Below are 22805 nucleotides of genomic sequence, written 5' to 3'. Positions count from 1 at the left end.
CCTACGAACATTGCGTTCGCAATACCGAGCCGCGGATCGGGGATTTTGATGGACTTCTGGGGAACCGTACGAGTGCTGCGGCGGCGGTGGTACATCGCCCTCCCCGCAGTGCTGCTCACGGGCATCCTCGCGCTGTTCGTCTACATCTCCGTGCCCACCCGGTACGAGTCGAGCGGCGTGCTGGTGCTCACCTCCCCCGCGGCCGGCGGCCGGTACTCGGAGAAGACCAAGCCCGAGGACGTCGTCAGGGTCAACCCGCTGCTGCAGTTCGACGGCAGCCTCACGACCACCGCGCAGATCCTCACGCAGGTCCTCGGCGACCCGATGACGGCGGAGGAGTTGGCGGGCAAGGGCTCGACGTCCGTCTACACCGCGAACACCGGCCCGGTCGGCGGCCCGCTGCTGTTCATCACGACCGAGTCGGACTCGGCCGAGTCGGCGGAAGGCCTCGTCGGCAAGGTGCTCGAGAAGACCGTCGCCGAGCTCGCGGCGCAGCAGAAGGCGTTGAACGCGCCCGAACAGACGTTCATCACCGCGCAGATCCTGGTGAAGCCGACGACGGCCTCGGCCAAGATCGGCGGCAAGGTCCGGTACGTCGGCGCGGCCACCGTCGTGTTGCTGCTGTTGACGCTCGCCTCGACGTTCGCCGCCGACTCGATCATGCTCAAGGCCAAGCGCCGCAAGGACAAAGAGGCGAAGGACGGCAAGGACCCCGCACCGTCCGAAAAGGAGACGACGCCGCAGCCCGTTCCGCCGGTCCGGCCTGGTCCGCAGCACAACGGCAACGGCGGCGCACCTCAGCGGCCGATGCCCCAGGGCGTGCCGAACGCGCACCAGAAGACCGTCATCATCGCCGCACCCAAGCCAGACCCAGCATGGCCGACGAAAGACGACTGACCGCCCAGCGAGCCGACGGCGCCACTCTGCTCATCTTCTACATGGTGGCGCTGCTCGTCGTCCCCGCCCGGTTCACCATCGCGTTCGTCCCGATCACGCTGCCGCCGGCGTTGTTCGTGGCGATGTGCCTGGCCGTGGTGTGGTTCGCGGCGCACCTCGTCGACCACCTGGGCATGGCCAAGGGCCGCAACGCCGTCCGCACGGTCCTCGCGATCTACGTGATGCTGCACCTGATGACGTACGCCCTCGCGACGCGGCGCTACCTGCCGATCGACGAGCTGTCGGTGTCGGACTCGGCGTTGATCAGGGTCGTGTCGATGGCGGCGCTCGCGGTGTTCGTCGTCGACGCGGTCCGCAGCGGTGAGCGCCTGAGCCGCGCCCTGCGGGTGATGGTGGCGTGTCTGACGGTCAGCGCGTTCGTCGGCCTGTTCCAGTTCGGCCTGGGCCTCGACCTGGCCTCGTACATCACGCTGCCGGGCCTGCGCGTGCAGGACAACGGCTACTCGGCGCTGGAGTCCAGGTCGATCTTCTTCCGCCCGGCCGGCACCGTGAACCACCCGATCGAGTTCGGCCTGGTCTGCGTGCTGGGCGTGCCGTTCGCCGCGCACTTCGTGTTCCAGGCGAAGGACAAGGGTGAACCCGTCGGCCGCTGGTGGATGGCGCTGTCGCTGCTCGCGCTGATGGCGATCCTGTCGCTGTCCCGCACGGCCATCATCGGCCTCGTCGTGACGGGCATCGTGATGGCGATCCTGCTCCCCCGCGAACGAGGCCTGCCGCTGCTCGGCGTCGGCGCGGTGTTCCTGGGCGGCGCCTCCGTCGTCGTGCCGGGTCTGTTCGGGACGGTCACCTCGATGTTCTCCAACATCGAGGACGACCCGTCGTTCCAGGGCCGCACCAAGGACTACGACGGCGCGTGGCTGGAGATCGCCAAACACCCGTGGCTGGGCCGCGGTTTCGGCACGTTCCTGCCGTCGAAGTACACGATCCTCGACAACCAGTACCTGCTGACGATGATCGAGAACGGCTACCTGGGCCTGATCGCTTTCGCGCTGCTGTTCCTCGCCGGCATCTTCGCGGCGCTGCGGGCCCGCGCGCTGTCCCGCGACGAGGGCGTGCGCGGGATCGCCATGTGCCTCGTGGCCGCGATGCTGACGTCCGCGCTGGGCGCCGCCACGTTCGACGAGCTCGCGTTCAGCGTCGCCACCGGCATGACGTTCATGCTGATCGGCGTCTCCGGCGCGTTGCTGCGCATAGCCAGACAGGAGGCCGCCGAACGTAGGGCGGCCGAGGTCAGCCCAGCCAGCTGAGCAGGCTCTGCCAGGCAGGGGCGGAGAACGCGAGGACGTCGCCGCTCGCGTTCTTCGAGTCCCGCACGAGGGCGTCTTGGGACAGGGAGACCTCCACGCAGTCGCTGTCGGTCGTCTCGGCGCTGTAGGAGCTCTTACGCCAGGTCCGTTCGCGGGTCATGAAAGTCCTCTCGAAGTCCGCTGACGTACTCCGCCAGCTTGTTCTTCGATTGTTCCTCATTCAACGCGACCGCATCCAGCCGCTCAAAGAGCGACCTGCTCCACGTGACGGCTGCCTCGTCCTGGGCGAACACCTTGGCCAGATCGGTCTCCGTGTAGGCCAGGGGCGACGCCTTGGCGAACTCGAACAACGTGCACTTCGAGCGAAACGCGAGGCCCCTGATGTTGGCCGGTACAACTCGGAGGATGTGCGCGTTGAAGAGAAGGCGCAGGTACTGGTCTTCCATGACCTTGGCGTCCCCGACCCGCATCTGGAGCGCAAGTTCGTGCACGTAGAACACGCATTCAGGGCGGTAAGGCCGCTGCCAGATGTTCTGCCGCGCCATGCGGCGTTCGACACCCCTCTCGATTTCCTCCGGCGACTCGAAACCTGCCTCCGTGAACAACGCGCGCATGAAGGATTCCGTCTGCAGAAGACCTGGGATCGACAAGATCTCGTAGACGAAGATCTTCTTCGCCATGGCCTCGACCATGGCGAGCGTGCGCAGGTTGGTCGGCGCCTGAACGAAGTACAGATCGAAGGCATGGCGGTACCGGTTGGTGAAGTCCTGCAGGAACTCGATGCCCTTCCCGCACGTCGCCAGGTATTGGGCGAGATCGACCTCGGTGGGGCGGGCCTTGCCGGTCTCGATGTTGGACACCTTGCTCGGGTCCCAGCCGAGCTGGACGGCCATGGACCGGCCTCCGAAGCTGGTGTTGTCCTCGCGCAACCTGCGCAGCTCGTCGCCCAGATCCCGGCTGTACGCGGTGGAGAAGATCGCAGTCATGCTCTTGGACCGTAACCGTTGAAGTAACTCCAAAGAACGGCTCGTTCGGGTGAAAACGGAGCAGATGCGTCACGCATTCAGAGGGATACGGCACGCAAATAGCGCCATAGGGCCTGACCTGCTCTTTCACCTGATCGTGGAATGGAATTCGAACACATGTTCATGCCACGATGGACACATGTCAGCCCTCGGTCTCGCCTCCCCGCTGGAGCTCCTCGACGAGCTCAAGCGGAAGGTTCGCGCGCTGCACCAGCTGCAGTTCCAGGTGCTGGAGATCGTCGGCGCGCTGGATCAGCAGGGTGCGGCGGAGTCGTTGGGCTACAAGGATCTGATCGAGCTCTTCAAGCACTCGCTGCGCTGGGACCCCAGGCTCTCTCGCCGCAAACTCGCCCAGGCCAAGGCTTTGTGCCCCACCGTCACCCCGAGCGGGGCGAAGGTGGAGCCGTTGCTTCCGCTGGCGGCGGCGGCGATGGCCACCGGAGATCTGTCCGAGGACCACGTCGACGTGGTGGCGGAGGCGATGGCAGGCCTGCCCGCCATCGCCGAGGTCCACCTCGTCGGCTACGCCCAGCAGCACGAACCCCGATCGGCCAAGGCGTTCTGCAGGGAACTCGCCTACCGCCTGGATCAGGACGGCCCAGAACCGAAGGATCCCGAGCCGGCGCAGCCGCGCAACGTGGTGCGCCGTCAGTGGAAGAGCGGCCGCTACCACCTCTTCGCCGACGTGGACGCCGAGACCGGCGCGAAGCTGGACGCACTGATCACCCCGCTGGCCAAGCCCGCGCCGACCGATCTCCGCTTCGCACCGGAGCGAGAAGGCGACGCGTTCTGCGAGGTGATCGACCTGGCGATGCGCGCAAGCCACCACCACATCGCCGGCGGCGAACGCGTCCAGCTGACCGTCACCGTCGACTACGACAAGCTCCGAGCCGGCATCGGCGCCGCCCGCCTGGACAACGGCGAGCAGATCCCGATGCACCAGGTCCGCAAGATCGCCTGCGACGCGGCCGTCATCCCCATGGTGCTGGGCACCCGCTCCCAGGTCCACGACGTGGGCCGCAAGACCAGGACCATCAACGCGGGCCTGCGCCGAGTCCTCGTGGCCAGGGACAGAGGCTGCACCTTCCCGGGCTGCGACCGCCCGCCGAGTCACTGCGAAGCCCACCACGTCCAGCACTGGTCGAACGGCGGCGAAACCAACCTCGCCAACCTGACCCTGCTCTGCCGCCGCCACCACGACCTGGTTCACCACTCCGACTGGCAACTCCACATGGCCGGCGGCATACCGACCTACCGACCACCGGCCTACATAGACCCTCACCGCACACCACGCCACAACCAGATCCACGCGGTCGCCTGACCCACACCCAGCCCGCCCAGCCGAGCTGTGCCGCCCGACCGACCCCGCCGCCCACAGCCCACCTCAGCTGGAAACCGAGATGACGTGCTTGCCCAGTACGCCGCCGCGTTCGAAGGCCTCGTGCGCGACCGCGATGTCGGTCAGCGGATACACGCTGTGCACCACCGGGCGGAGTGCGCCAGAGGTGACGTGGTCGGCCAGGTCGTCCAGCACCGCGTAACCGGGGTTGGCGCTGAACGTGCGGATGCGCCGGGAGCCGTGGACGCTCGACACCGCGATCGCGGCCAGGGCGGGACCGGAGAGCGCGATGGTGACCATCCGGCCGCCCTTGGTCAGCCTGCGGCGATAGCGCGCCAACTCGGAGCCGACCGTGTCGACGATGACGTCGAACGGTCCGATCTGGTCCGGGGTGGTGGTGCTGTGGTCGAGGACGACGTCGGCGCCCAGAGCGCTGAGGGCCCCGGCGTGGCGGTCGCGGGCCAGTGCGGTGACGTGGCCGCCCATCGCGTGGGCCAGTTGCACGGCCGCGGTGCCCACGCCACCGGCCGCACCCCGGATCAGGACCCGCTCGCCTTCGGCCAGTTCCACGCTGTCGCGCAACGCGATCAGCGCCGTGCTGCCCGCGACGACCAGGGACGCCGCCTCGACCGCCGACACACCCGCCGGAGCCGGACTGATGCGGTCGGCGGTGACCACGACGAACTCGGCCGCTCCCGCGACGGTGTGGCGTTCGCGGGGGTGCACCATGCCCCACACCCGGTCCCCGGCGCGGTAGTCCTCGACGCCGGAGCCGGTCGTGACGACGACGCCGGTGAAGTCCAGGCCGACGCCGATCGGGAAAGTGCGGCCCGACACCATCTTCAGCCCACCGGCGCGCACGATCGTGTCGTGCCCGTTCACGCTGGCGGCCTCGACCCGCACCAGGACCTCGCCGGCACCGGGAGCGGGCCGGTCGATCTCGACGACCCGCAGGACGTCCGGTGCTCCGAAGCTCGTGATCTGTGCGGCCTTCATGTCGTGTTTCCTCCTGTGATCGGCTGGTGTGGCACCGATCCTGGGCTCCCCTCGCGTGATCACGGTCGTTCGCTTCGTCCTGGGTCTGCCAGACCCACCTTCGTCGCTCGCGCCGCGGGCATACTGGCCCGATGACCGACGATCCCCGCCGTGAGCTGGCCGAGTTCCTGCGGACCCGGCGCACCAGGGTGCGGCCGCAGGACGTCGGCCTGGAGCCGGGGCCGCGGCGGCGCGTCGCGGGGCTGCGCCGGGAGGAACTGGCCCTGCTGGCCGGGGTGAGCCCGGACTACTACCAGCGCATGGAGCAGGGCCGTGACGTGCGGCCGTCCGACCAGGTGCTCGACGCCATCGCCGGGGCACTGAACTTCACCGCCGAGGAGTCCCGGCACCTGCACAGCCTCGCGGCCGCCGCGCGCACCCCCGCGCGGGCCGGCCGCCGGTACCAGCCGGAGGAGGTGCCGCCGACCACGCTGAGGCTGCTACGCGGAACGACCTCGCCCGCGCTGGTCGTGGGGCGCTTCCTGGACGTGCTGGCCTGGAATCCGCTGGCCGGGGGCCTGCTGGGCGCGTTCACCGAGGTGCCTGCGGCGGAACGGAACCTGCTGGCGCTGTTGCTGCACCCGGAGGCAGACCAGGCATGCCCGGACCGGGCGGCCACGGTCGCCGAACTGACCGGGATGCTGCGGGCCCAGGTCTCCGCCGAGCCGGGGCACCCGCGTGCGACGGAGCTGGTCGACGAGCTGAAGGCGCGCAGCGGCGAGTTCGCGACGCTGTGGGCGCGTCACGACGTCGAGGACACGACCCGCGGCCGGATGCGCGTCGATCACCCGCTGGTCGGGGAGCTGAACCTGGACTGGGACGCCTACCCGATGCCGGGAGCGCCGGGGCCCGTGCTCATCGTGTACACCGTCGAGCCGGGCAGCCAGGACGACGAACGGCTTCGCCGCCTGGCACACCTGCTCTCCGCACAAAATGAGTGGGCGGCCACCCCGGCACGGTGATAGACAGCGCGCGTGCACAACAACCTGGCGTTCTCCGACCTTCTGCGACTGATCGAGGAGCGGACCGCCGCCTTCACCACCGCCGTCGCCGCCGCCCCCGATCTGGACGCACCGGTGCCGTCGTGCCCCGGCTGGACGCTGTACGACCTGGTCCAGCACCTGGGCGACGGCCGTCGCAAGTGGGCGGAGATCGTCGCCGCGGGCCCTGCCGATGCTCCCCCGGTCCGCACGCCGGTCGAGGCGCCGCGCGAGGACCTGGTGGCATGGATGACCGAGTCGTCGCGGCTGCTGATCGACGCGCTGAAGGAGTCCGGCCCCGACCGCGCCTGCTGGGCGTGGTGGAGCGACTTCCAGTCGCCGCGGACCACCGGCACCGCCGCCCGCCACCAGCTCCAGGAGATCGCGGTCCACACCTACGACGCCCAGCTCACCATCGGCGCGCCCCAGCCGCTGCCGGCCGAGGTCGCGCTCGACGGCGTGGAGGAGTTCCAGACGACCTGCGTCGCAACGAAGTCACCGTGGCCGCACGAGCCCGTGCTCGTCGACTACCACGCCTCCGAGGGCCGCTCCTGGCGCGTGACGCTCGACGCCGACGGCGCCCGACTGGGTGACGTCCCCGGCACGGCCGACACCACGTTCAGCGGCACGGCGAGCGACCTCGTGCTCTCCTTCTACGGCCGCAAGACCGCGGACGACCTGAAGGTCGAGGGCGACCAGCGCACCTTCGGCCGGCTCGTGGCCTGGGAGCCCGCCTGAGTCAGTAGAACGTGACGGCCGACCGGCGGTGCACAAGGCCCAGCCGCTCGGCCGAGGCCACGCTGTCGGCCCCCACCATCCCGACCCAGTCCTTCGGATCGGTGGCGCGCAACCGTGCGATGACCTCGTCGGCGACCAGTTCCGGAACTCGGTCACCGACGTCGATGCCCAGCCGGAACGTCACCGACACGGCGTCCCACGGCGCGTCAGCGGGATGCCTGAAGTCCAGCACAGCGGCGTCGTGGACGTCTCGCGCGCTGCCGCAGTAGCCGGGTCCGCAGTCCCAGCGGCCCAGGATCGCCGGATCCGCCCGCAACCGTTGCTCGACTAGCCGGGCCACCGTGCGCGCGGGCCATTCCCAGCTGCGGTCCGACTCCGTGAACGCCAGCTCGCGGTCGTACTGCCCTGCGTCGAACCGGAACTCGCCCGGCAGCCGGTCGCTGTGCATGTTCCAGCGCCAGTCCTTCCACACGACCTCCGCGCCCTCGCGCACGATCGTGACGTACAGGTTGGTGCCGTCGTAGTCGTCGAGGAGCACCTCCCGGGGCTCGTCGGAGGCCAGGAGCCGGCCGCCGTCGACCACCCGTTCCGGCGGCCCGGAGAGTCCGCCCTCGAACAAGGTCGCGTAGATCGGCATGTGGTCGAGGAGGATCCTGGCCTCCACACCGCCGGTGGGTTCGGGCGCGTGCGTCACGATCCGCACCGCGAACCGTCTCGACGGCACACGCAGCCCCCGGCGTTCGCGCAGCACCCAGGCCGCACGGCCGTCACTCGCCGCTTCGCGTGCCAACACGCCTCTCCAACGGGACAGCACCCTCCTGATCTCGCTCAGCAGACCGTTGCGCAGGTCGCCCACCACCACGGCCGCGTACCCGGACACCAACTCCTCCGCCACGGAGCAGAGCAGCACGGCACGGTCCACTGTGGCCGGTCGGGTCGAGGCGAGTGACACCCAGCGTCTCAAGGCTGTCGTGTCGTGCGGGTAGTAGCCGAACTCGGACGACAGATCGTTGGTGCACATGCGGTGCAAACGCTTCCCCATGCGGTCCCACAGCTCGTCGTCCACGTGCGCTCGGTCGAGCAGCACACGCAGTTCGTGTTTGCCCGCCCTCTCGCGCACGTGCTGCATATACCCCGACGAGTTCCGGCACGCCCAGCCGCAGACAGCCGGGTCCGGGTGCCCGCGCAAGGCATCGCCCACCTCACCGCGGACACCGGGTACCTGGCCGGCAACACAGATGGCGTCGGGCTCCGCACCAGGAATCGCCAGCAGCACGCGCACGGCCTGTGGGGCGGCGAACTGCCGCAGCCCGAGCGTCCTGATCGCGGGGACGTCGTCCTGAGCGGCACGGCCAGTCAGCAGGGCGAGCCCGAGCAGGACCGCCCGCTGGTCGGTGCTGGTGATCAACTGTCTGGCCGCGGACAACAGCCGTGTTGGCGGGTCCAGGTCGCGCAGTACAGCTCTCACGTCATAGTCGTAGAATGCGAGCTGCGTGCACCTGTCGTGCAGATCTTCGGCTGACAGAGCCGGATCCCGCAGGAGTGCGGTCAACGCCTGCCGGCGTTCCTCGAACCCCACGTCGAGGAGGTCCGGCCATCCGCCGCTCACAGGGCGGAGAAGAACTCGATTCGCTTGATCATGGCTCGGACTGTACCCGAAACGACGCGGGCCGACACCTCGGTCGAGGCGTCGGCCCGCATGGCCGGAAAGACCGTCAGACGGCTTTCAGGCCGTCCGGGGTCTCCTCGTGCCGGATGCCGCACTCCGGACACGACAGATCGTCTGAGAGGCGCACGCCGCAGGCGCAGACCCAGCCCTTCACGACCGCCGGGTTGCCCGCGACGAACGCGTGCGCGGGCACCGACTTCGTGATGACCGCACCGGCCGCGGCGAACGCATGCTCGCCGATCTCCGTGCCGCACACGACGATCGCACCGGCGCCGAGAGTCGCGCCGCGCCGCACCAGGGTGGTCTCCAGCGCGTCGCCCGTCTTCTTGACGTGGGCGCGCGGGCGGAGGTCGTTGGTGAAGAGCACGTTCGGGCCGAGGAACACGTCGTCCTCGCACGTGACGCCGTCGAAGACCAACGTGCCGTTCTTCACCGTCACGTTGTTGCCCAGCACCGCGCGTGACTCGACGAACGCGCCGTCGCAGATGTTGCAGTCACGGCCGATGCGCGCGCCTGGCAGCACGTGCGCGAAGGCCCACACGCGCGTGCCGTCGCCCACGTCCTCGGACTCGCACAAACCCTTGGGGTGCACGCGAACGCCGGTCATCGCAGCGCCTCCTTCAGTGCGTCGGCCACGCGGGTCTGCTGGGCCTCGGTGATCTCCGGGAACAGCGGCAGCGACAGCAGTTCCGCGGCCGAGGTCTCCGCCACCGGGAACGAGCCGTCGAGGTGCGCGAACGCGCCCGTCCTGTGCAGCGGCGTCGGGTAGTGGATGCCGGCGCCGATTCCCGCGGCGTGCAGGGCGGAGAGCACGCGGTCGCGGTCCGGCACGCGGACGACGTAGAGGTGCCAGACGGGCAGGTTGCCGTCCAGCACGACCGGCACGCGCACCCGTTCGACGTCGGCGAGCAGCTCGGTGTAGCGCTGGGCGGCGGCGCGGCGGGCCTGGTTCCAGCCCTCCAGGCGGCGCAGCTTCGCGGACAGCACCACGGCCTGCAGCGTGTCGAGGCGGCTGTTGAAGCCGAGCACCGGGTGCTCGTACTTGCGCGGCGAACCGTGCTCGCGCAGCAGCTTCACCGACTCGGCGATCGCGTCGGACGTCGTCAGCACCGCGCCGCCGTCGCCGTACGCGCCGAGGTTCTTGCCGGGGTAGAACGAGGTCGCGGCGGCGACACCGAGGCCACCGACGGCGACGCCGTTGCGGCGTGCTCCCTGGGCCTGGGCGGCGTCCTCGACGACCGGCAGGCCGAGCGGCAGCAGTTCGACCGGCGCGGCCTGGCCGTAGAGGTGAACCGGCACAACGGCTTTGGTGCGTGAAGTGACCACTGAGGACACCTGGTCGACGTCGATCAGCAGCGTGTCGTCCACGCAGTCGACGAGCACCGGAGTCGCGCCGGCACGGGCGACGGCCTCGGCGGTGGCGATGAAGGTGTTGGCGGGCAGCACGACCTCGTCGCCGTGGCCGACACCCAGCGCGCGCAACGCCAGTTCGATGGCGTCGGTGCCGTTGCCGACACCGATCGCGTGCGCGACTTCCTGGTAGGCGGCGAACTCCGACTCGAACCGGGCGACCTGGGGGCCGTTGATGAAGGCCGTCGTCTTGAGCACCTCGGCCCAGCCGTCGGCCACCTCGTCGGCCACCTGCTCGTGCTGGGCACGCAGGTCCACCAGTGGAATCTCGATCACGCGCTCTCCCCACGCAACGGGCGGGCCGGCACGCCGGCCCACGTCTCTCCCGCGGGAACGTCCCGCAGGACAACGGCTCCCATGCCGATGACGGCACCGGCGCCGATCTTCACGCCCTCGCGCACCAGGGCTCCCTGTCCCAGGTACGCGGCCTCCCCGACGTGCACAGAACCCGCGAGCGACGCGCGGCCGGCGAACGTGACGCCGTCCGAGACCTCGTCGTCGTGGGTGATCAGCACCTGGGGCATGGCCACCACGTGCTTGCCGATCGACAGCGGGGTCGTGATGACGACACCCGCGAGCAGAATCGTTCCGGCGCCTGCAAAAGCACCTGAGGTCACAGCCGCCGGATGCACGATGGTCGCCCACCGCTCGTCCGGCAGATCGAGCCTCCTGGCCACGTCCAGCCGGACCAGCGACCGCCGCGCACTCGCGATGCAGAGCACGACGGCCGCGTCCGGATGATCGGCCAGGGTGTCGAGCCCGCCCAGCACGGGCACCCCGTCCATCAGGGTGCCGTGCAGGGCGGTGGAGTCGTCGAGAGCCCCGATCGGGTCCCACGTCTCCGGGAGGAGGCGGACCGCCGCGAGAGTCTCGCGAGCCAGTCCACCTGCCCCGAGGAACAGCAGTGGCCGAGCAGTCACAGGCGCATCACTGGAACATCACGTCCACCCAGTAGTTGCCACCGTTGTAGGTCGACGTCGGGAACCCGGACCCGGCGGTGAACACACCGGCGGACGGCGCGGCACCCAGCGGCGGCGAGGTCACCGAGCCGAAGTAGCCGGCGTTCACCGCGTAGTGACCCGTGGTGGTCGTGTACGAGGCGGTGTAGGTGGTGTTCGCCGTGATCGACACCGGCGACGAGAACGTCAGCGTCTGCCAGCCCGACTCGGTCTCGTTCGAGAACGTGCCGGTGGCCAGGCGCTGGCCGTCCGCGGACCAGAGCGACCCGGTGTGGGTGCCGGTGTTGCCCGCGCCCTTGTAGAACTTCACGCCGGTGATCTGCCCGTTCGTGCTCGACGTGAACTTGACGCCCAGCTCGTACGCGCCGTTGTCATCAGCCGAAGTTACCGTCGGAACGGTCGCCGCGCTGAACAGCGAACACGGGCAGGTCTGCGTCGTCGTCGTGGTGAACGACCACGTGACCGGGTTGGCCATCATGTTGCCGAACGTGTCCGCGGCCTTCGCGGTCACCGAGTACACAGTGGACGCGGCGAACCTGGCAGCGGGCGTGAACGTGATCATCCTGCTGTCCGGCGAGAGCGCCCGCGTGCCGGCGATCTTCGCGCCACCGGGGTCGGTGACGTCGAACTGCGCCGAGTTGAGATCCACGGGCTCGTCGAACGACACGGTGACCGTCGAGTTCAACGCCACGTCGCTCGCGCCGGTCAGCGGCGTGTGCGACTGCGCCACCGGAGCGACGTTGTCGGCGTTGGGCTGGTACATCACGTCGACCCAGTAGTTGCCGGAGCCGTACGTCATCGTCGGGAAGCCCGCACCCGGCACGAACACGCCGTTGAGCTCCTGCGGCGCCGACAGCGGACCGGAGTTGACCGGACCCGTCCCGAAGTACCCGGCGTTCACCGCGTAGTGCCCGGTGGTCGTCGTGTACGAGGCGGTGTAGGTCTGGCCGGAGCTGACGACCACCGGCTGCGAGAACGTCAGCGTCTGCCAGCCCGTCGCGGTCTCACCCGTGAAGGTGCCCGTCGCGAGGCGCTGACCGCTGGCGTTCCAGAGGCTACCGGTGTGCGTGCCGGTGTTGCCGGTTCCCTTGTAGAAGCGGACACCGGTGATCTGGCCCGACTGGGTCGGGGTGATCCTGACACCCAGCTCGTACGCGCCCGAGTCGTCCGCGGACGTCTCGTCCGGCACCGTCGCCGTGCTGAAGAGCGAGCACGGGCAGGTCGGCGTCGTCGTGGTCGTGAAGTTCCACTCCGCGGCCGCCGTCATCGCGATGCCGTTGACGTCCGCGATGCCCACGTGCGCCTGGTACTGCGTACCGGACACGAGCTTGGCGGACGGCGTCCAGGTGACCGTCTTCTGGTCGCCGGACAGCGACACCGAGCCGGACAGCTTGGCGCCCTTCGGGTCCTTCAGCCAGATCTGCGCCGACGCGGGGTCGACCGGCTCGCTGAACGTCGCCGTGAGGGCGCTCTGCAGGCCCACGTTCGTCGCGTTCACGGCCGGCGCGCGGTTCGTGATCGTCGGCGGCGTGGTGTCACCGTTGAGGCCGTTGCGGTAGATGACGTCGACCCAGTAGTTCGTCGCGTTGTAGGAGTTGTTCGGGAAACCAGTGCCGTACTTGTAGACGCCGTTGCCGCCGTCCGCGCCGTTCTGCAACGCGTGCAGCGACTGGTAGCTCGCCTCCTGGCCGTTGAAGTAGCCGGAGGTCACCGAGTACCGGCCGTTCGGCGCGTTGTACGAGACGATGTACGTCGTGTTCGCCTGCACCTGGACCGGCGAGTTGAACATCAGCTTCTGCCAGCCGGACGTGGTCTCCGCGGTGAACGTGCCCGTCGCGAGCAGCAGACCCGTGGAGGTGTACAGCGAGCCGGTGTGCGTGCCGGTGTTGCCGGTGCCCTTGTAGAAGCGGACGCCGAGCACCTCGCCCTTGCCGTCGAAGCGGACCTTGGTGCCGACCTCGACCTGGCTCGTGTCACCGGAGTCGATCACCGCCGGTGCCGCGAAGTCGTCCCAGACGGTGCACGGGCAGGTCGCCGGGCGCGGCGAGCCTGTCGTGAACGTCCAGTTCGACTGCGAGGACAGGTTTCCGGCCGCGTCGGCCGCCCTCATCGTGACGGTGTAGGCGGTGGCGGCCGCCAGTGGCGCGGACGGTGTGAACGTGATCGTGCGGGCGTCGTTCGAGATCGACTTGGTGCCCGTGACCGCGCCCGACGGGCCGGTCACCGTGACCTGAGCCGAGCTGAGCGTCACGTTCTCGTCGAACGTGCCGGACACCGTGGTGTTCAGCGCGACCGACCCGGCGTTGGTCACCGGCGAGTTCGCGTTCTGGATCGGCGCGCGGGTGTCGGGACCGGGGTCCGTCGCCCACACCACGTCGACCCAGTAGTTCGTGTTGTCGAACGTCTGGTTCGGGAAGCCGGCGCCGAAGCGGAAGATGCCGTTCGGTCCGTCCACACCGGACTGCAGGCCGGTGATCGGCTGCATGTACGCCTGTTGCTGGTAGAACCCGCCGGTGTCGTAGGCGAAGTGCCCGGTCGGCGTGTAGTACGACACGATGTAGGTCGTGTTCGCGTTCACCGCGATCGGCGACGGGAAGAGCAGCGTCTGCCAGCCCGTCGGGCTCTCGTTGGTGAACGTCCCGGTGGCGAGCAGATCACCGGTGGAGGACCACAGGCTGCCGGTGTGCGTGCCGGTGTTGCCGGTGCCCTTGTAGAACTTCACGCCCCGGACGTAGCCGTTGCTCTCGGCCTTCCACTTCACGCCGAGCTCCAGCTGCGAGCTGTCGTCGGCGGAAGCGACCTTCGGGACCTCCGTGCCGGCGAACATGCCGCACGGGCAGGTCTTGGCGGTGACGTTCGGCGTCGCGCTCACCGGCGTGGACAGGTTCAGCGAGTCGTCGACCGCGCGGACCCTGAGTTGTGCCGTGCCGGACTGGTTCGGCGTGTACGTGTAACTCCACGACGTCTGGCCCGCCTGCCAGTTGGCGTAGTGCCAGCGGGTGCCGCCGTCGGTCGAGACCTCGACGCCCGCGACCTTGCCGGACGCGTCGATCACGGTGCCGCTGAAGGTGTAGGCCTGGCCGACCGTCGACTGCGCCGGCAGGGTCGAGATCTGCACGCCGGGCGCCGCGTTGTCGTTGATGGCGCCGGAGATCGTCAGCTGGTCCGCGCCCCACAGCTGGTAGGGCTGCACGCCCATGTCCGCGAGGAAGTTGACCGTCGCCTGCTTGATCCGCTTGTCCGACGTCGGCGTGTTGGTCGGGAACGCGTGCTCGTCGTCCACGCCCCAGGCCCACTGCACCGTGCCGGCACCGAACACCAGCGCTCCGGAAGGCGCACGGTAATAGGTGATCGCGTGCGTCTCTGGACCGCCGCCGTACTCGTCGCCGTAGTTCTTCAGGCCGTAATAGCCTTCGAGGTTCACCGTCGTGCGGGACATCTGCGCGACACCGGCGGGCTGGAAGCCGTTGTCGTAGACGGTGTTCCACTCGTAGCCGAGCGTGCCGGGCTGGAACGTGTACGTGGTGCCCGCGGCGAGGTTCACCAGGTCGGTGTTGCGCCAGAGCCGCATCTTGCCGTACGCGGCAGGCACCTGCAGCGAGTCGTCACGCCGGCCGTTGACGGTGAACATGTTGCCGAGCAACGCGTTCTCGGGTCTGCCGCCGTCCTGGGGCGGACTGTAGCGAGGATCTCGCCAGGTGCCGGTCCATGTGCTCGTGCCGTCGTTCTGGGTGCCCTTCGTCTCCTTGAAGCAGACGATGGTGCGCCAGTCGGTCTGGGAGGAGTCCATGCTCTTCTCCCACTTGGTCTTCCAGAAGATCTCGTTGCCGGTCAGGAACGCCATGTGCACGCCGGCGTCACGGGCGGCCATCACGTTGTTCCACTGCTCGTTCGACCAGTACTCGTCGTGGCCGACCGCCATGAAGACCTTGTGGTTCTTGATCAGGTTGCCGCGCCGGGCCGAGTCCACGTCGGTCGTGTAACTCATGTCGTACCCGTTGCGCTCCATGAACCTGAGCATCGGGTACTCGGCGTTGAAGATGAAGTTCTCGTCGCCGTCGCCGCCGGTGTAGGGGCGGTTGTAGCTGACCTTGTACGAGCTGCCGCCCTGGCCGGGGCCGTCACCGAAGTAGAGGCTGTTGCCGCCGTAGCGGTTGTACGCGACCCAGGTGGCGTCGGAGGTCTGGAAGAACACCTTCGAGGTGGAGGCGTCGTCGCGGACGACGAACGCCATCTCGTTCTCGGCGCCGGTGTCGTTGCGCGTCATGCGCACGTAGTAGATGCCGGAGACCGCGGTGGAGGGGATGTTCCAGGTGACCGACACGGCCCAGTTGCCGCAGTCGATGAGCGCGGTCGGCGCGTCCCGCAGACAGGGTGGCTGGTTCTGCGGGGTGTTGCGGTTGACCGTGCCCATGTACCGGGCGCCCTTGCCGCCGTACCAGCCCATCCGGTAGATGTCGAGCTTGTAGGAGGAGGCCGACGTCAGCATCTTGAAGCTGACGGTCTGGCCGATGTTGTAGCTGATGTCCGTTGTGTACCCGAGGATCGTGTCGTCCCGGTACTGGGCCTGCCAGTTGTCCGCACCGGTCTGCGTGTTCTCACACGCGACCTTGTTGGTGACGGGGAAGTCACACGGAGCTGCGTTGGCGTTGGGGGCGTTGAAGACCCCCATCACGAACATCGTCGATGCGATTAATGCCGTGATCACAAGCACCCGCACGAGACGCGACTGCTGAGCCACCATTGGGTTCTACCTCTCGGACGGAGTTACCGTGTGTGATCCGCGCACTACGCTGGACAGCACAGGGCTGCTACTCCGAACGTCGGCGATCTGGTTAGAACTGTTACGTGTCAACACAAAAATGTTCCAGTGGGGGTTGAATCTTTATCTTTCAACCACGCACGGTCAGTTGGGATGTGTGGAGAGTTTCCGACAACGCTGACACGACGGTGTCCTGTTCGGACTCGGTCATGTCGTGGAACAGCGGAAGGATCAGCGTCCGGGCCGTGAAGGCCTCCGTCACCGGCAGCTCGACGCTGGGATGACCCTCGTAGGCGGGTTCGAGGTGTGACGCCATGATTCCGCGCCGTGCGCTCACACCACGTTCGGCAAGGCCCGCAAGGACTTCCTGACGGTCGGTGCCCTCGGGCAGCCAGACCCAGAACGACTGGTAGTTCGTCGTTCCGTACTCAGGGTCACGAACGGTCTCGACGACGCCGTCCAGCAACTCGTGGTAGCGCGCGGCCAACTCACGGCGACGGGCGATGATCGCGTCCAGTTTGGACAGCTGCACCAGGCCGACGGCGGCCTGGATGTCGGTCATCCGGTAGTTGAACGCCGTCTCCAGGTACTGCTCGATGACGGCGCTTCCGCCGTTGTGGCGGTCCGCCGCGGAGACGCTCATCCCGTGCTCGCGCAGGCGCTTGAGCCGGACGGCCCACTCGGGGTCGTCGGTGGTGACCATGCCGCCCTCACCGGTGGTGAGGAGCTTGCGCGGGTGGAACGACCAGGCGGCCAGCAGCGCGTCCGTGCCGACCGGCTTGCCCTTGTAGGTGGAGCCCGCCGCACAGGCCGCGTCCTCGATGACCGCGATGCCGCGCGGTTCGCACAACGCCTTGAGCGCGTCGACGTCCGCGGGCACGCCGGCCTGGTGCACGACCATGACCGCGCGTGTTCGTCCGGTGAGCACGGGTTCCACTGTGGACGTGCTCAGGTTTCCGGTCTCCACCTCGACGTCGGCGAAGACGGGGGTGGCGCCGGTGTAGCGCACGGCGTTGGCGCTGGCGATGAACGACAGCGACGGCACGACGACCTCGTCGCCGGGGCCGATGCCGAGAACGTGCACGGCGAGGTGCAGACCCGTTGTGCAGGAGGACACCGCGACACCGTGCTGCGCGCCGACCGAGGCGGCGAACGCTTCTTCGAACTCCCGGACTCGGGGACCCTGGGCCACCCAGCCGGACCGGACGGCCTCGGCGGCGGCGAGCGCCTCTTCTTCGCCGAGCAACGGCCGCATAACCGGAATCAAGGCTCTACCTCTTCGCTGGCGGAGTTGGTGTCCGCGGCCGCCGCTCTGCTCGACGGCGGGTGGAGCAGAGCGACGACCGCGGAAGGGGGTGCGGACGCGGCGGACCTGGGGGTGTCGGCCGCGCCCGCGGTCTGGGGCGCACGAACGAACGTGCGGATCTTGCGGTACTGCGGTTCTGCGACGCGGATGCGGCGGCCTGGCGGGGCTGCCGCATCCGCGGCCTTGCTGGCGGTGCGGTGCGAACGCTGTTGCTGGTTCGTTCGCGGTCCTGCGGGGATCAGGCGTTCTGCTCGGCGGCGGCCTTCTCGGCACGCCACCACGCGACGAGGTCGCGCAGACCGCCGTCCATCCCGATCTCGGGCTTCCACCCGAGCTCGGTGGCCGCGAGGCTGATGTCGGCGAGCCGGCGCGTGACGCCGTTCACCTTGCGTTCGGGGCCGTGCTCCAGCGGCAGGTCGGAGTCCATCGCGGCAAGCAACGCGAGGGCGAGCTCCTTGAGCGATGTCTCCTGGGAGGACGCGATGTTGTACACCGTGTCCGTGACCGGCGCCTTGGCCGCGAGGATGTTGGCGCGTGCGATGTCGTGCACGTGCACGAAGTCCATCGTCTGGGCGCCGTCGCCGAAGATGAGCGGCGACTTGCCGTCGACGATGCGCTCCATCCAGCGGATGAGCACCTCGGTGTACAGACCGTGGACGTCCATCCGCGGGCCGTACACGTTGAAGTAGCGCAGCGCCACGTAGTCGAGGTCGTACATGGCCTTGAAGCTGCGCAGCATGCCTTCGTTGAACGCCTTCGCGGCGCCGTAGAAGGTGTCGTTGTTGTACGGGTGGTGCCGTTCGTTGGTGGGGAACGACTCCGCGAGCCCGTACACCGACGCCGACGACGACGCGATGACCTTCTTCACCCCGGCGGCCGCGGCGGCCTCCAGGATCGTGAACGTGCCGTCGACCAGGCACTCCAGCGCGAGCCGCGGTTCCTCGGCGCACTGGGTGATGCGGATGGCGGCGAGGTGGAAGACGAGGTCCATGCCCTCGGTCAGCTCGCGCACCAGGGCCTTGTCGTTGATGTCGCCCTCGACGATGCGGACGACACCGGACTCCAGGGCGGACGCCAGGTTCTCGCGACGGCCGCGCACGAAGTTGTCCAGCACGACGACCTCGGCCGCGCCGGCCTCGACGAGCTGGTCCACCACCGAGGAACCGATCGTGCCCGCACCACCGGTGACGAGCGCACGCTGACCGGCGATGGGCTGACCCCACTCCTTGGCCGACATCAGGACACCTTGCCTTCGACTTGTTGAACAGGAACGAAAACTCCGCCGGCGCGCAGCGACTCCGACGCCGCCTCCAGCACCGCCAGCACGCGCAGACCCGCGCGGCCGTCGGTCAGGGGCGCCCGCTTCTCGGTGATGGACGCGGCGAACTCCGCCATCATCGTGCGCAACGCCTCGCGTTCCACCAACGCCGGCGCGACCATGTCGCCGGTGCGGTAGGAGATCTTCTGCTGCTCCGGGGACTTGTCAACGCCCCGGTCGTAAATGGACAGTCGCTGTGCGGGATTGTTGTCGTCCCACACGACCGTGCGCTGCGAACCGCCGATGACCATCGTGCGAATCTTCGTCGGCGACAGCCAGTTCACGTGCACGTGCGTGATCGCCCCGTTGGACAGCCGCACCGTGAGGTGGCCGACGCACGCGACGCCCGCGCCGATCGGGTCGGAGCCGTGCGCCGCGACCTCCACCGGGTGGACGTCGTCGGGCAGGATCGCCTCGAAGATCGACAGGTCGTGCGGGGCGAGGTCCCACAGCACGTCGACGTCCGGCTGCACCAGCCCGAGGTTGATGCGGACCGAGTCGATGTACTGGATGTCGCCGAGCTCGCCGCCGCGGATGATCTTGCGCAGGTGCTGCACCGACGACGTGTAGGCGAAGGTGTGGTCCAGCATCAGCGTGAGGCCGCGCTGTTCGGCGGTCTCGACGAGCTTGAGGCCGTCCTCGAAGTTCGCCGCGAGCGGCTTCTCCACGAGGACGTGCTTGCCGGCCTCCAGTGCCGCGAGGGCGACGGGCAGGTGTGTGGCCGCGGGGGTCGCGATGGCGACCGCGTGGACGTCGGGGTCGGCGAGGACCTCGTCCAGCGACGCCGTGGCGCGCACGGTCGAGTACTGACCCAGCACGCGCTGGGCCTTCTCGACGTCGAGGTCGCACAGGTAGCGCAGGTGGAGCTCCGGGGTGGCCTGGGCGTTGCGAACGAGGTTCGGTCCCCAGTACCCGGCTCCGATGACAGCAAGGCCGATCGCAGCGTCATTCATGGCGGCTGTCCCCATCAGTCGAGCTCAGGTCACCCTTGCCGGTGAGCGTGAACAATTCGCAGTTCCCCATCAGTAGGCCCCCTGGCCGCCGAAGACGGCGCGGAAGGTCTTCCACATGATCACGAGGTCGAGGGCGAGCGACCAGTCCTCGACGTAGCGCAGGTCGAGCCGGATCGACTCCTCCCACGAGAGATCGCTCCGTCCGCTCACCTGCCACAGGCCGGTCAGTCCGGGCTTCACCAGCAGGCGGCGCCGCACGTCCGAGGAGTACTTCGCGGTCTCCTCCGGCAGCGGCGGGCGCGGGCCGACGAGCGACATGCTGCCCGCGAGGACGTTGAACAGCTGCGGAAGCTCGTCGATCGAGTAGCGGCGCAGGAACGTGCCGACCTTGGTGATGCGCGGGTCCTTCTTCATCTTGAACAGCACGCCGTTGCCTTCGTCGACACTGGCGAGCCTGGCGCGCAACGCGTCGGCGTTGGTCACCATCGTGCGGAACTTGATGATCGTGAACGGCACGCCCGTCTTGCCGACCCGCTTCTGGCGGTAGAAGACGGGACCACGGCTGTCGATCATCACAAACGCGGCGACGGCGAACATGAGCGGTGCCAGCAGGACCAGGAGGACGAACGCTCCGACGCGATCGACGACTTCCTTGACCAGACGGCGGAATCCGCTCAGCGCCGGTTCACTCACGCGCAGCAGCGGCATGCCGAGTACGGCGCTCATGTGCAGTCGCGGGCCTGCGACCTCCATGAGACCGGGCGACACGACCATTTCGGCACCGGAGCCTTCGAGCGCCCACGCGAGCTGCTGGAGACGGCGAGGCGTCCAGTAGGCGTCGGGCGTGACGGCGACGATGCGGTACCCACCGCGGCGGACGTGCTCGGCGAGCTCACGCAGCTGGCCGACGACGGGAACACCCTCGACGTCGGTGCCGGAGCGGCCGCGGCCGTCGATCGTGCAGATCGCGTCCACGCGCCAGCCGAGGTGGGCGACGCGCTTGGTGCGGTGGATGAGGTCCTCGACCGTGTCCAGATTGCCGGCGGCGAGGACCGAGAGCAGAAAACGTCCTTCACTGCGGCCGCGGTGCAGCGGGCGGCGCAGGAGGTAGCGCATGGGAAACGCGACCAGGGCGATCGCGGGGACTACGACGAAGATCCACAGGCGGGCGCCGGGGATGTCGACGGCGAGCGCTCCGAGGCCGAGCGCCACGACGGCACCGAACAAACCCCGGCCGAGTCTTCGGAACTCCTCGGCACCCTGGCCGAGAACGGTCGGCGTCCACACGCGGTTGATCGCGAGCGAGCCGACGACGACAACTACTGTGAGTATGTCCAGCAATGCAAGGGAAAGCGGGCCGAAAGCGGCGTGGCGGATGCTCATGACGGCACCGACGGCGATGACGACCAGGGCAACGGTCAGCACGTCGGCGGTGATCACGGCATAGCGGTAGCGGCTTTCCCAGCGGGCGACGGGTGGGTGCGTCTGTCTGTGTTCCGACAGAGGATTGAGCGTGGAGCGCACCCCGTCGGCGTCACGGGCAGCGACGTCACGGGCAGCGCGGACCTGCTCACTCATCGTTCTGATCTCCCCGGCTCAGCGGCGATTTTGGACACGCACAGGCACAGGTCACCCCGAGGACCTTGGAAACTTCCAGCTTCGCGATCTTCGGCACGACGTCAAACTGGATTGGCGCCCGAAGCTCGCAACCGGTGATTCGCACGTACCGGCATCGGCGTTACAGACCCTGGAAAAAACTTTTCCGAAGTCCGAATACCGGACGTGACGCGCGTCTCACCACCTGGAAACCGTGACGACGTAACACGTTTCCAGATGTCCACAAGGGACATAATTGGATACGTATGCCGCGAGGTAATGGCTCAGAACAGGTCTTCAGGCCCTAGTCTGATCGACTACCACTGTGCATGCGCTTACCGCTGAACGGAGTAATGCGCTACGACCGAACGGAAATGCGCACTTCGTCACTCTCGACAACCACTACGTCACCGTGCCGCAGCTGTGCTCCACGCCGGAGCTCCACAGCGCCGTTGACGTGGACTTCCCCGTCCTCGATGAGCCCTTTGGCGTGTGCGCCGTCCTCGGCCAGCTGCGCCAGCTTGAGGAACTGTCCTAGCCTGATCGGCTCTTCGGAGATCTCGACCGTCCGCATGAGTCCCATCATCCCAGTAGGGCGGTCCCCACCGCTCGCTCGGGGGGCCACACCAGCGCGTTCGAGTGAAGGCGTTGACACGCTTGAAGTATGAAAACTTCGTGGGGGTACGCCGCCTGGTTGGCGGTATCGGGATTCGTCTGCGTCGCGATAACGATCTTCGCCGCGAGCGCGTACGTCACCCTGGACATGGATCAGGCGAGACCGCCGTTGCACGGACCGGCCCATTACGGCCTTCTGGTCGCCCACATCTTCACCGGAACGGTCGCGGTCCTCGCGGGTGTCTCGCAGTTCTGGCCACGCCTGCGCGGCCGGCATCCGCGGGTGCACCGCGTCATGGGTCGCGTGTACTTCGCGGCCGTCCTGCCGTCGTCGTTGCTCGGCGTCGTGTGCGCCCAGCTGTCGCTGGCCGGGCTGGCCTCGTCCGCGCCGCTGACGGTTCTGTCAGTGCTGTGGTTCGTGACGGCGCTCTACGGCCTGAAGACGGCACGGCGGCGCCAGTTCGGCGAGCACCGCATCTGGATGATCCGCGGTTTCGCACTCACCGGCGCCGCCGTGACGGGTCGCCTCTGGGGTCTTGCTCTCGGCGCTGTGATGCCCGACGGGGACGGGCTGCTCATCTTCGCCACCGCGAACTGGCTGTCGTTCGTGGTGAACCTGCTGGTGGCCGAGTGGTGGATCCAGTCTCGGGGTTACACCCGGACCTTGCCCTCCGTGGCGTTCAAACCGAGCATTTCCAGCAGGTCAGCGCAGTCGAGCGCGTCCGTGGCGTGACAGGCCACGGTGCGTGCCGCCTTGCTGTTCTGAATCGTGCTGTGCTCCTTCTCCAGAGCCTTGGCCTCGGCGAAGGTGCCGGTTTCGGGCTCGGCGATCGCGGGACGCGCCCAAGTCATCTCGTGCCTGCTTCCGCATCGGGGGATGTGGTCATCATGGCAAC

The 22805-nt window shown here is 68.3% G+C and carries 19 protein-coding genes; 6 read left to right on the top strand and 13 right to left on the bottom strand.

From position 1 onward, the window contains the following. Positions 1–48 precede the first annotated feature (48 nt). On the top strand, positions 49–897 hold the full coding sequence (locus ACIRG5_RS08125; protein WP_402901970.1) for a hypothetical protein: 849 nt from the start codon (positions 49–51) through the stop codon (positions 895–897). Continuing rightward, positions 876–2204 (top strand): O-antigen ligase family protein, encoded by a 1329-nt coding sequence (locus ACIRG5_RS08120; protein ID WP_402901967.1) that lies wholly within the window; start codon positions 876–878, stop codon positions 2202–2204. The genes ACIRG5_RS08125 and ACIRG5_RS08120 overlap by 22 nt, the downstream gene beginning before the upstream one ends. Here ACIRG5_RS08120 and ACIRG5_RS08115 read toward each other — a convergent pair. Both ACIRG5_RS08115 and ACIRG5_RS08110 read right to left on the bottom strand, forming a co-directional pair. Then, positions 2188–2364 (bottom strand): DUF397 domain-containing protein, encoded by a 177-nt coding sequence (locus tag ACIRG5_RS08115; RefSeq protein WP_402901965.1) that lies wholly within the window; start codon positions 2362–2364, stop codon positions 2188–2190. The two genes, ACIRG5_RS08120 and ACIRG5_RS08115, sit on opposite strands and share 17 nt — an antisense overlap. Beyond that, positions 2339–3190: a helix-turn-helix domain-containing protein gene (locus tag ACIRG5_RS08110; protein ID WP_402901962.1), complete on the bottom strand. Its 852-nt coding sequence runs from the start codon at positions 3188–3190 to the stop codon at positions 2339–2341. The genes ACIRG5_RS08115 and ACIRG5_RS08110 overlap by 26 nt, the downstream gene beginning before the upstream one ends. Positions 3191–3368: 178 nt before the next feature. On the opposite strand from ACIRG5_RS08110, the gene ACIRG5_RS08105 reads away from it, so the two are divergent. After that, positions 3369–4550, top strand: coding sequence for a DUF222 domain-containing protein (locus ACIRG5_RS08105; protein ID WP_402901959.1), 1182 nt, complete (start codon positions 3369–3371; stop codon positions 4548–4550). A 63-nt stretch (positions 4551–4613) separates the two neighbouring features. Here the strand turns inward: ACIRG5_RS08105 and ACIRG5_RS08100 are convergent, their stop codons facing one another. Next, complete coding sequence (locus tag ACIRG5_RS08100) at positions 4614–5564, bottom strand: NADP-dependent oxidoreductase (RefSeq protein ID WP_402901956.1); 951 nt, start codon at positions 5562–5564, stop codon at positions 4614–4616. 131 nt (positions 5565–5695) lie between these two features. Between ACIRG5_RS08100 and ACIRG5_RS08095 the strand changes: the two genes are divergently transcribed. Further along, positions 5696–6565 (top strand): helix-turn-helix domain-containing protein, encoded by an 870-nt coding sequence (locus tag ACIRG5_RS08095; RefSeq protein WP_402901953.1) that lies wholly within the window; start codon positions 5696–5698, stop codon positions 6563–6565. A 12-nt stretch (positions 6566–6577) separates the two neighbouring features. Further along, positions 6578–7321, top strand: coding sequence for a maleylpyruvate isomerase family mycothiol-dependent enzyme (locus tag ACIRG5_RS08090; RefSeq protein WP_402901950.1), 744 nt, complete (start codon positions 6578–6580; stop codon positions 7319–7321). Between the two features lies 1 nt (position 7322). Here ACIRG5_RS08090 and ACIRG5_RS08085 read toward each other — a convergent pair whose 3' ends face one another. The 10 genes from ACIRG5_RS08085 to ACIRG5_RS08040 form a co-directional block, all read right to left on the bottom strand. Next, positions 7323–8930, bottom strand: coding sequence for a hypothetical protein (locus ACIRG5_RS08085; protein ID WP_402901948.1), 1608 nt, complete (start codon positions 8928–8930; stop codon positions 7323–7325). Positions 8931–9036: 106 nt separating this feature from the next. Then, positions 9037–9597 carry an acyltransferase gene (locus ACIRG5_RS08080; RefSeq protein WP_319973335.1) on the bottom strand — a complete coding sequence of 187 codons (561 nt, stop codon included), beginning with the start codon at positions 9595–9597 and terminating at the stop codon, positions 9037–9039. Continuing rightward, entirely contained in the window at positions 9594–10676 is a 1083-nt protein-coding gene (locus ACIRG5_RS08075; protein WP_402901945.1) for a DegT/DnrJ/EryC1/StrS family aminotransferase, read from the bottom strand. Before ACIRG5_RS08075 ends, ACIRG5_RS08080 begins: the two co-directional genes overlap by 4 nt. Then, a complete protein-coding gene (locus tag ACIRG5_RS08070) occupies positions 10673–11320 on the bottom strand; it encodes a NeuD/PglB/VioB family sugar acetyltransferase (RefSeq protein ID WP_402901942.1) in 648 nt (215 codons plus the stop codon). The genes ACIRG5_RS08075 and ACIRG5_RS08070 overlap by 4 nt, the downstream gene beginning before the upstream one ends. 7 nt (positions 11321–11327) lie before the next feature. Next, positions 11328–16031, bottom strand: a complete 4704-nt coding sequence (locus ACIRG5_RS08065) for a DUF4082 domain-containing protein (protein ID WP_402901939.1) — start codon at positions 16029–16031, stop codon at positions 11328–11330. Between the two features lie 220 nt (positions 16032–16251). Further along, entirely contained in the window at positions 16252–17388 is a 1137-nt protein-coding gene (locus ACIRG5_RS08060; protein WP_402901936.1) for a DegT/DnrJ/EryC1/StrS family aminotransferase, read from the bottom strand. Between the two features lie 277 nt (positions 17389–17665). Further along, entirely contained in the window at positions 17666–18664 is a 999-nt protein-coding gene (locus tag ACIRG5_RS08055; RefSeq protein WP_402901933.1) for an NAD-dependent epimerase/dehydratase family protein, read from the bottom strand. Then, complete coding sequence (locus ACIRG5_RS08050) at positions 18664–19698, bottom strand: Gfo/Idh/MocA family protein (protein ID WP_402901930.1); 1035 nt, start codon at positions 19696–19698, stop codon at positions 18664–18666. The genes ACIRG5_RS08055 and ACIRG5_RS08050 overlap by 1 nt, the downstream gene beginning before the upstream one ends. Positions 19699–19767: 69 nt before the next feature. Next, positions 19768–21276: a sugar transferase gene (locus tag ACIRG5_RS08045; RefSeq protein ID WP_402901927.1), complete on the bottom strand. Its 1509-nt coding sequence runs from the start codon at positions 21274–21276 to the stop codon at positions 19768–19770. Between the two features lie 376 nt (positions 21277–21652). Continuing rightward, positions 21653–21868, bottom strand: a complete 216-nt coding sequence (locus ACIRG5_RS08040) for an RNA-binding S4 domain-containing protein (protein WP_402901924.1) — start codon at positions 21866–21868, stop codon at positions 21653–21655. Positions 21869–21958: 90 nt separating this feature from the next. Here ACIRG5_RS08040 and ACIRG5_RS08035 point away from each other — a divergent pair, with 90 nt between their 5' ends. Beyond that, on the top strand, positions 21959–22642 hold the full coding sequence (locus ACIRG5_RS08035; RefSeq protein WP_402901921.1) for a DUF2306 domain-containing protein: 684 nt from the start codon (positions 21959–21961) through the stop codon (positions 22640–22642). Positions 22643–22805 lie beyond the last annotated feature (163 nt).

The sequence above is a fragment of the Lentzea sp. NPDC102401 genome (genome assembly GCF_044765805.1).
In the GTDB taxonomy this organism is placed as follows: domain Bacteria; phylum Actinomycetota; class Actinomycetes; order Mycobacteriales; family Pseudonocardiaceae; genus Lentzea; species Lentzea sokolovensis.
Note: the sequence above shows the minus strand (reverse complement) of the source record. Positions and strands in the feature narration are given on the sequence as shown.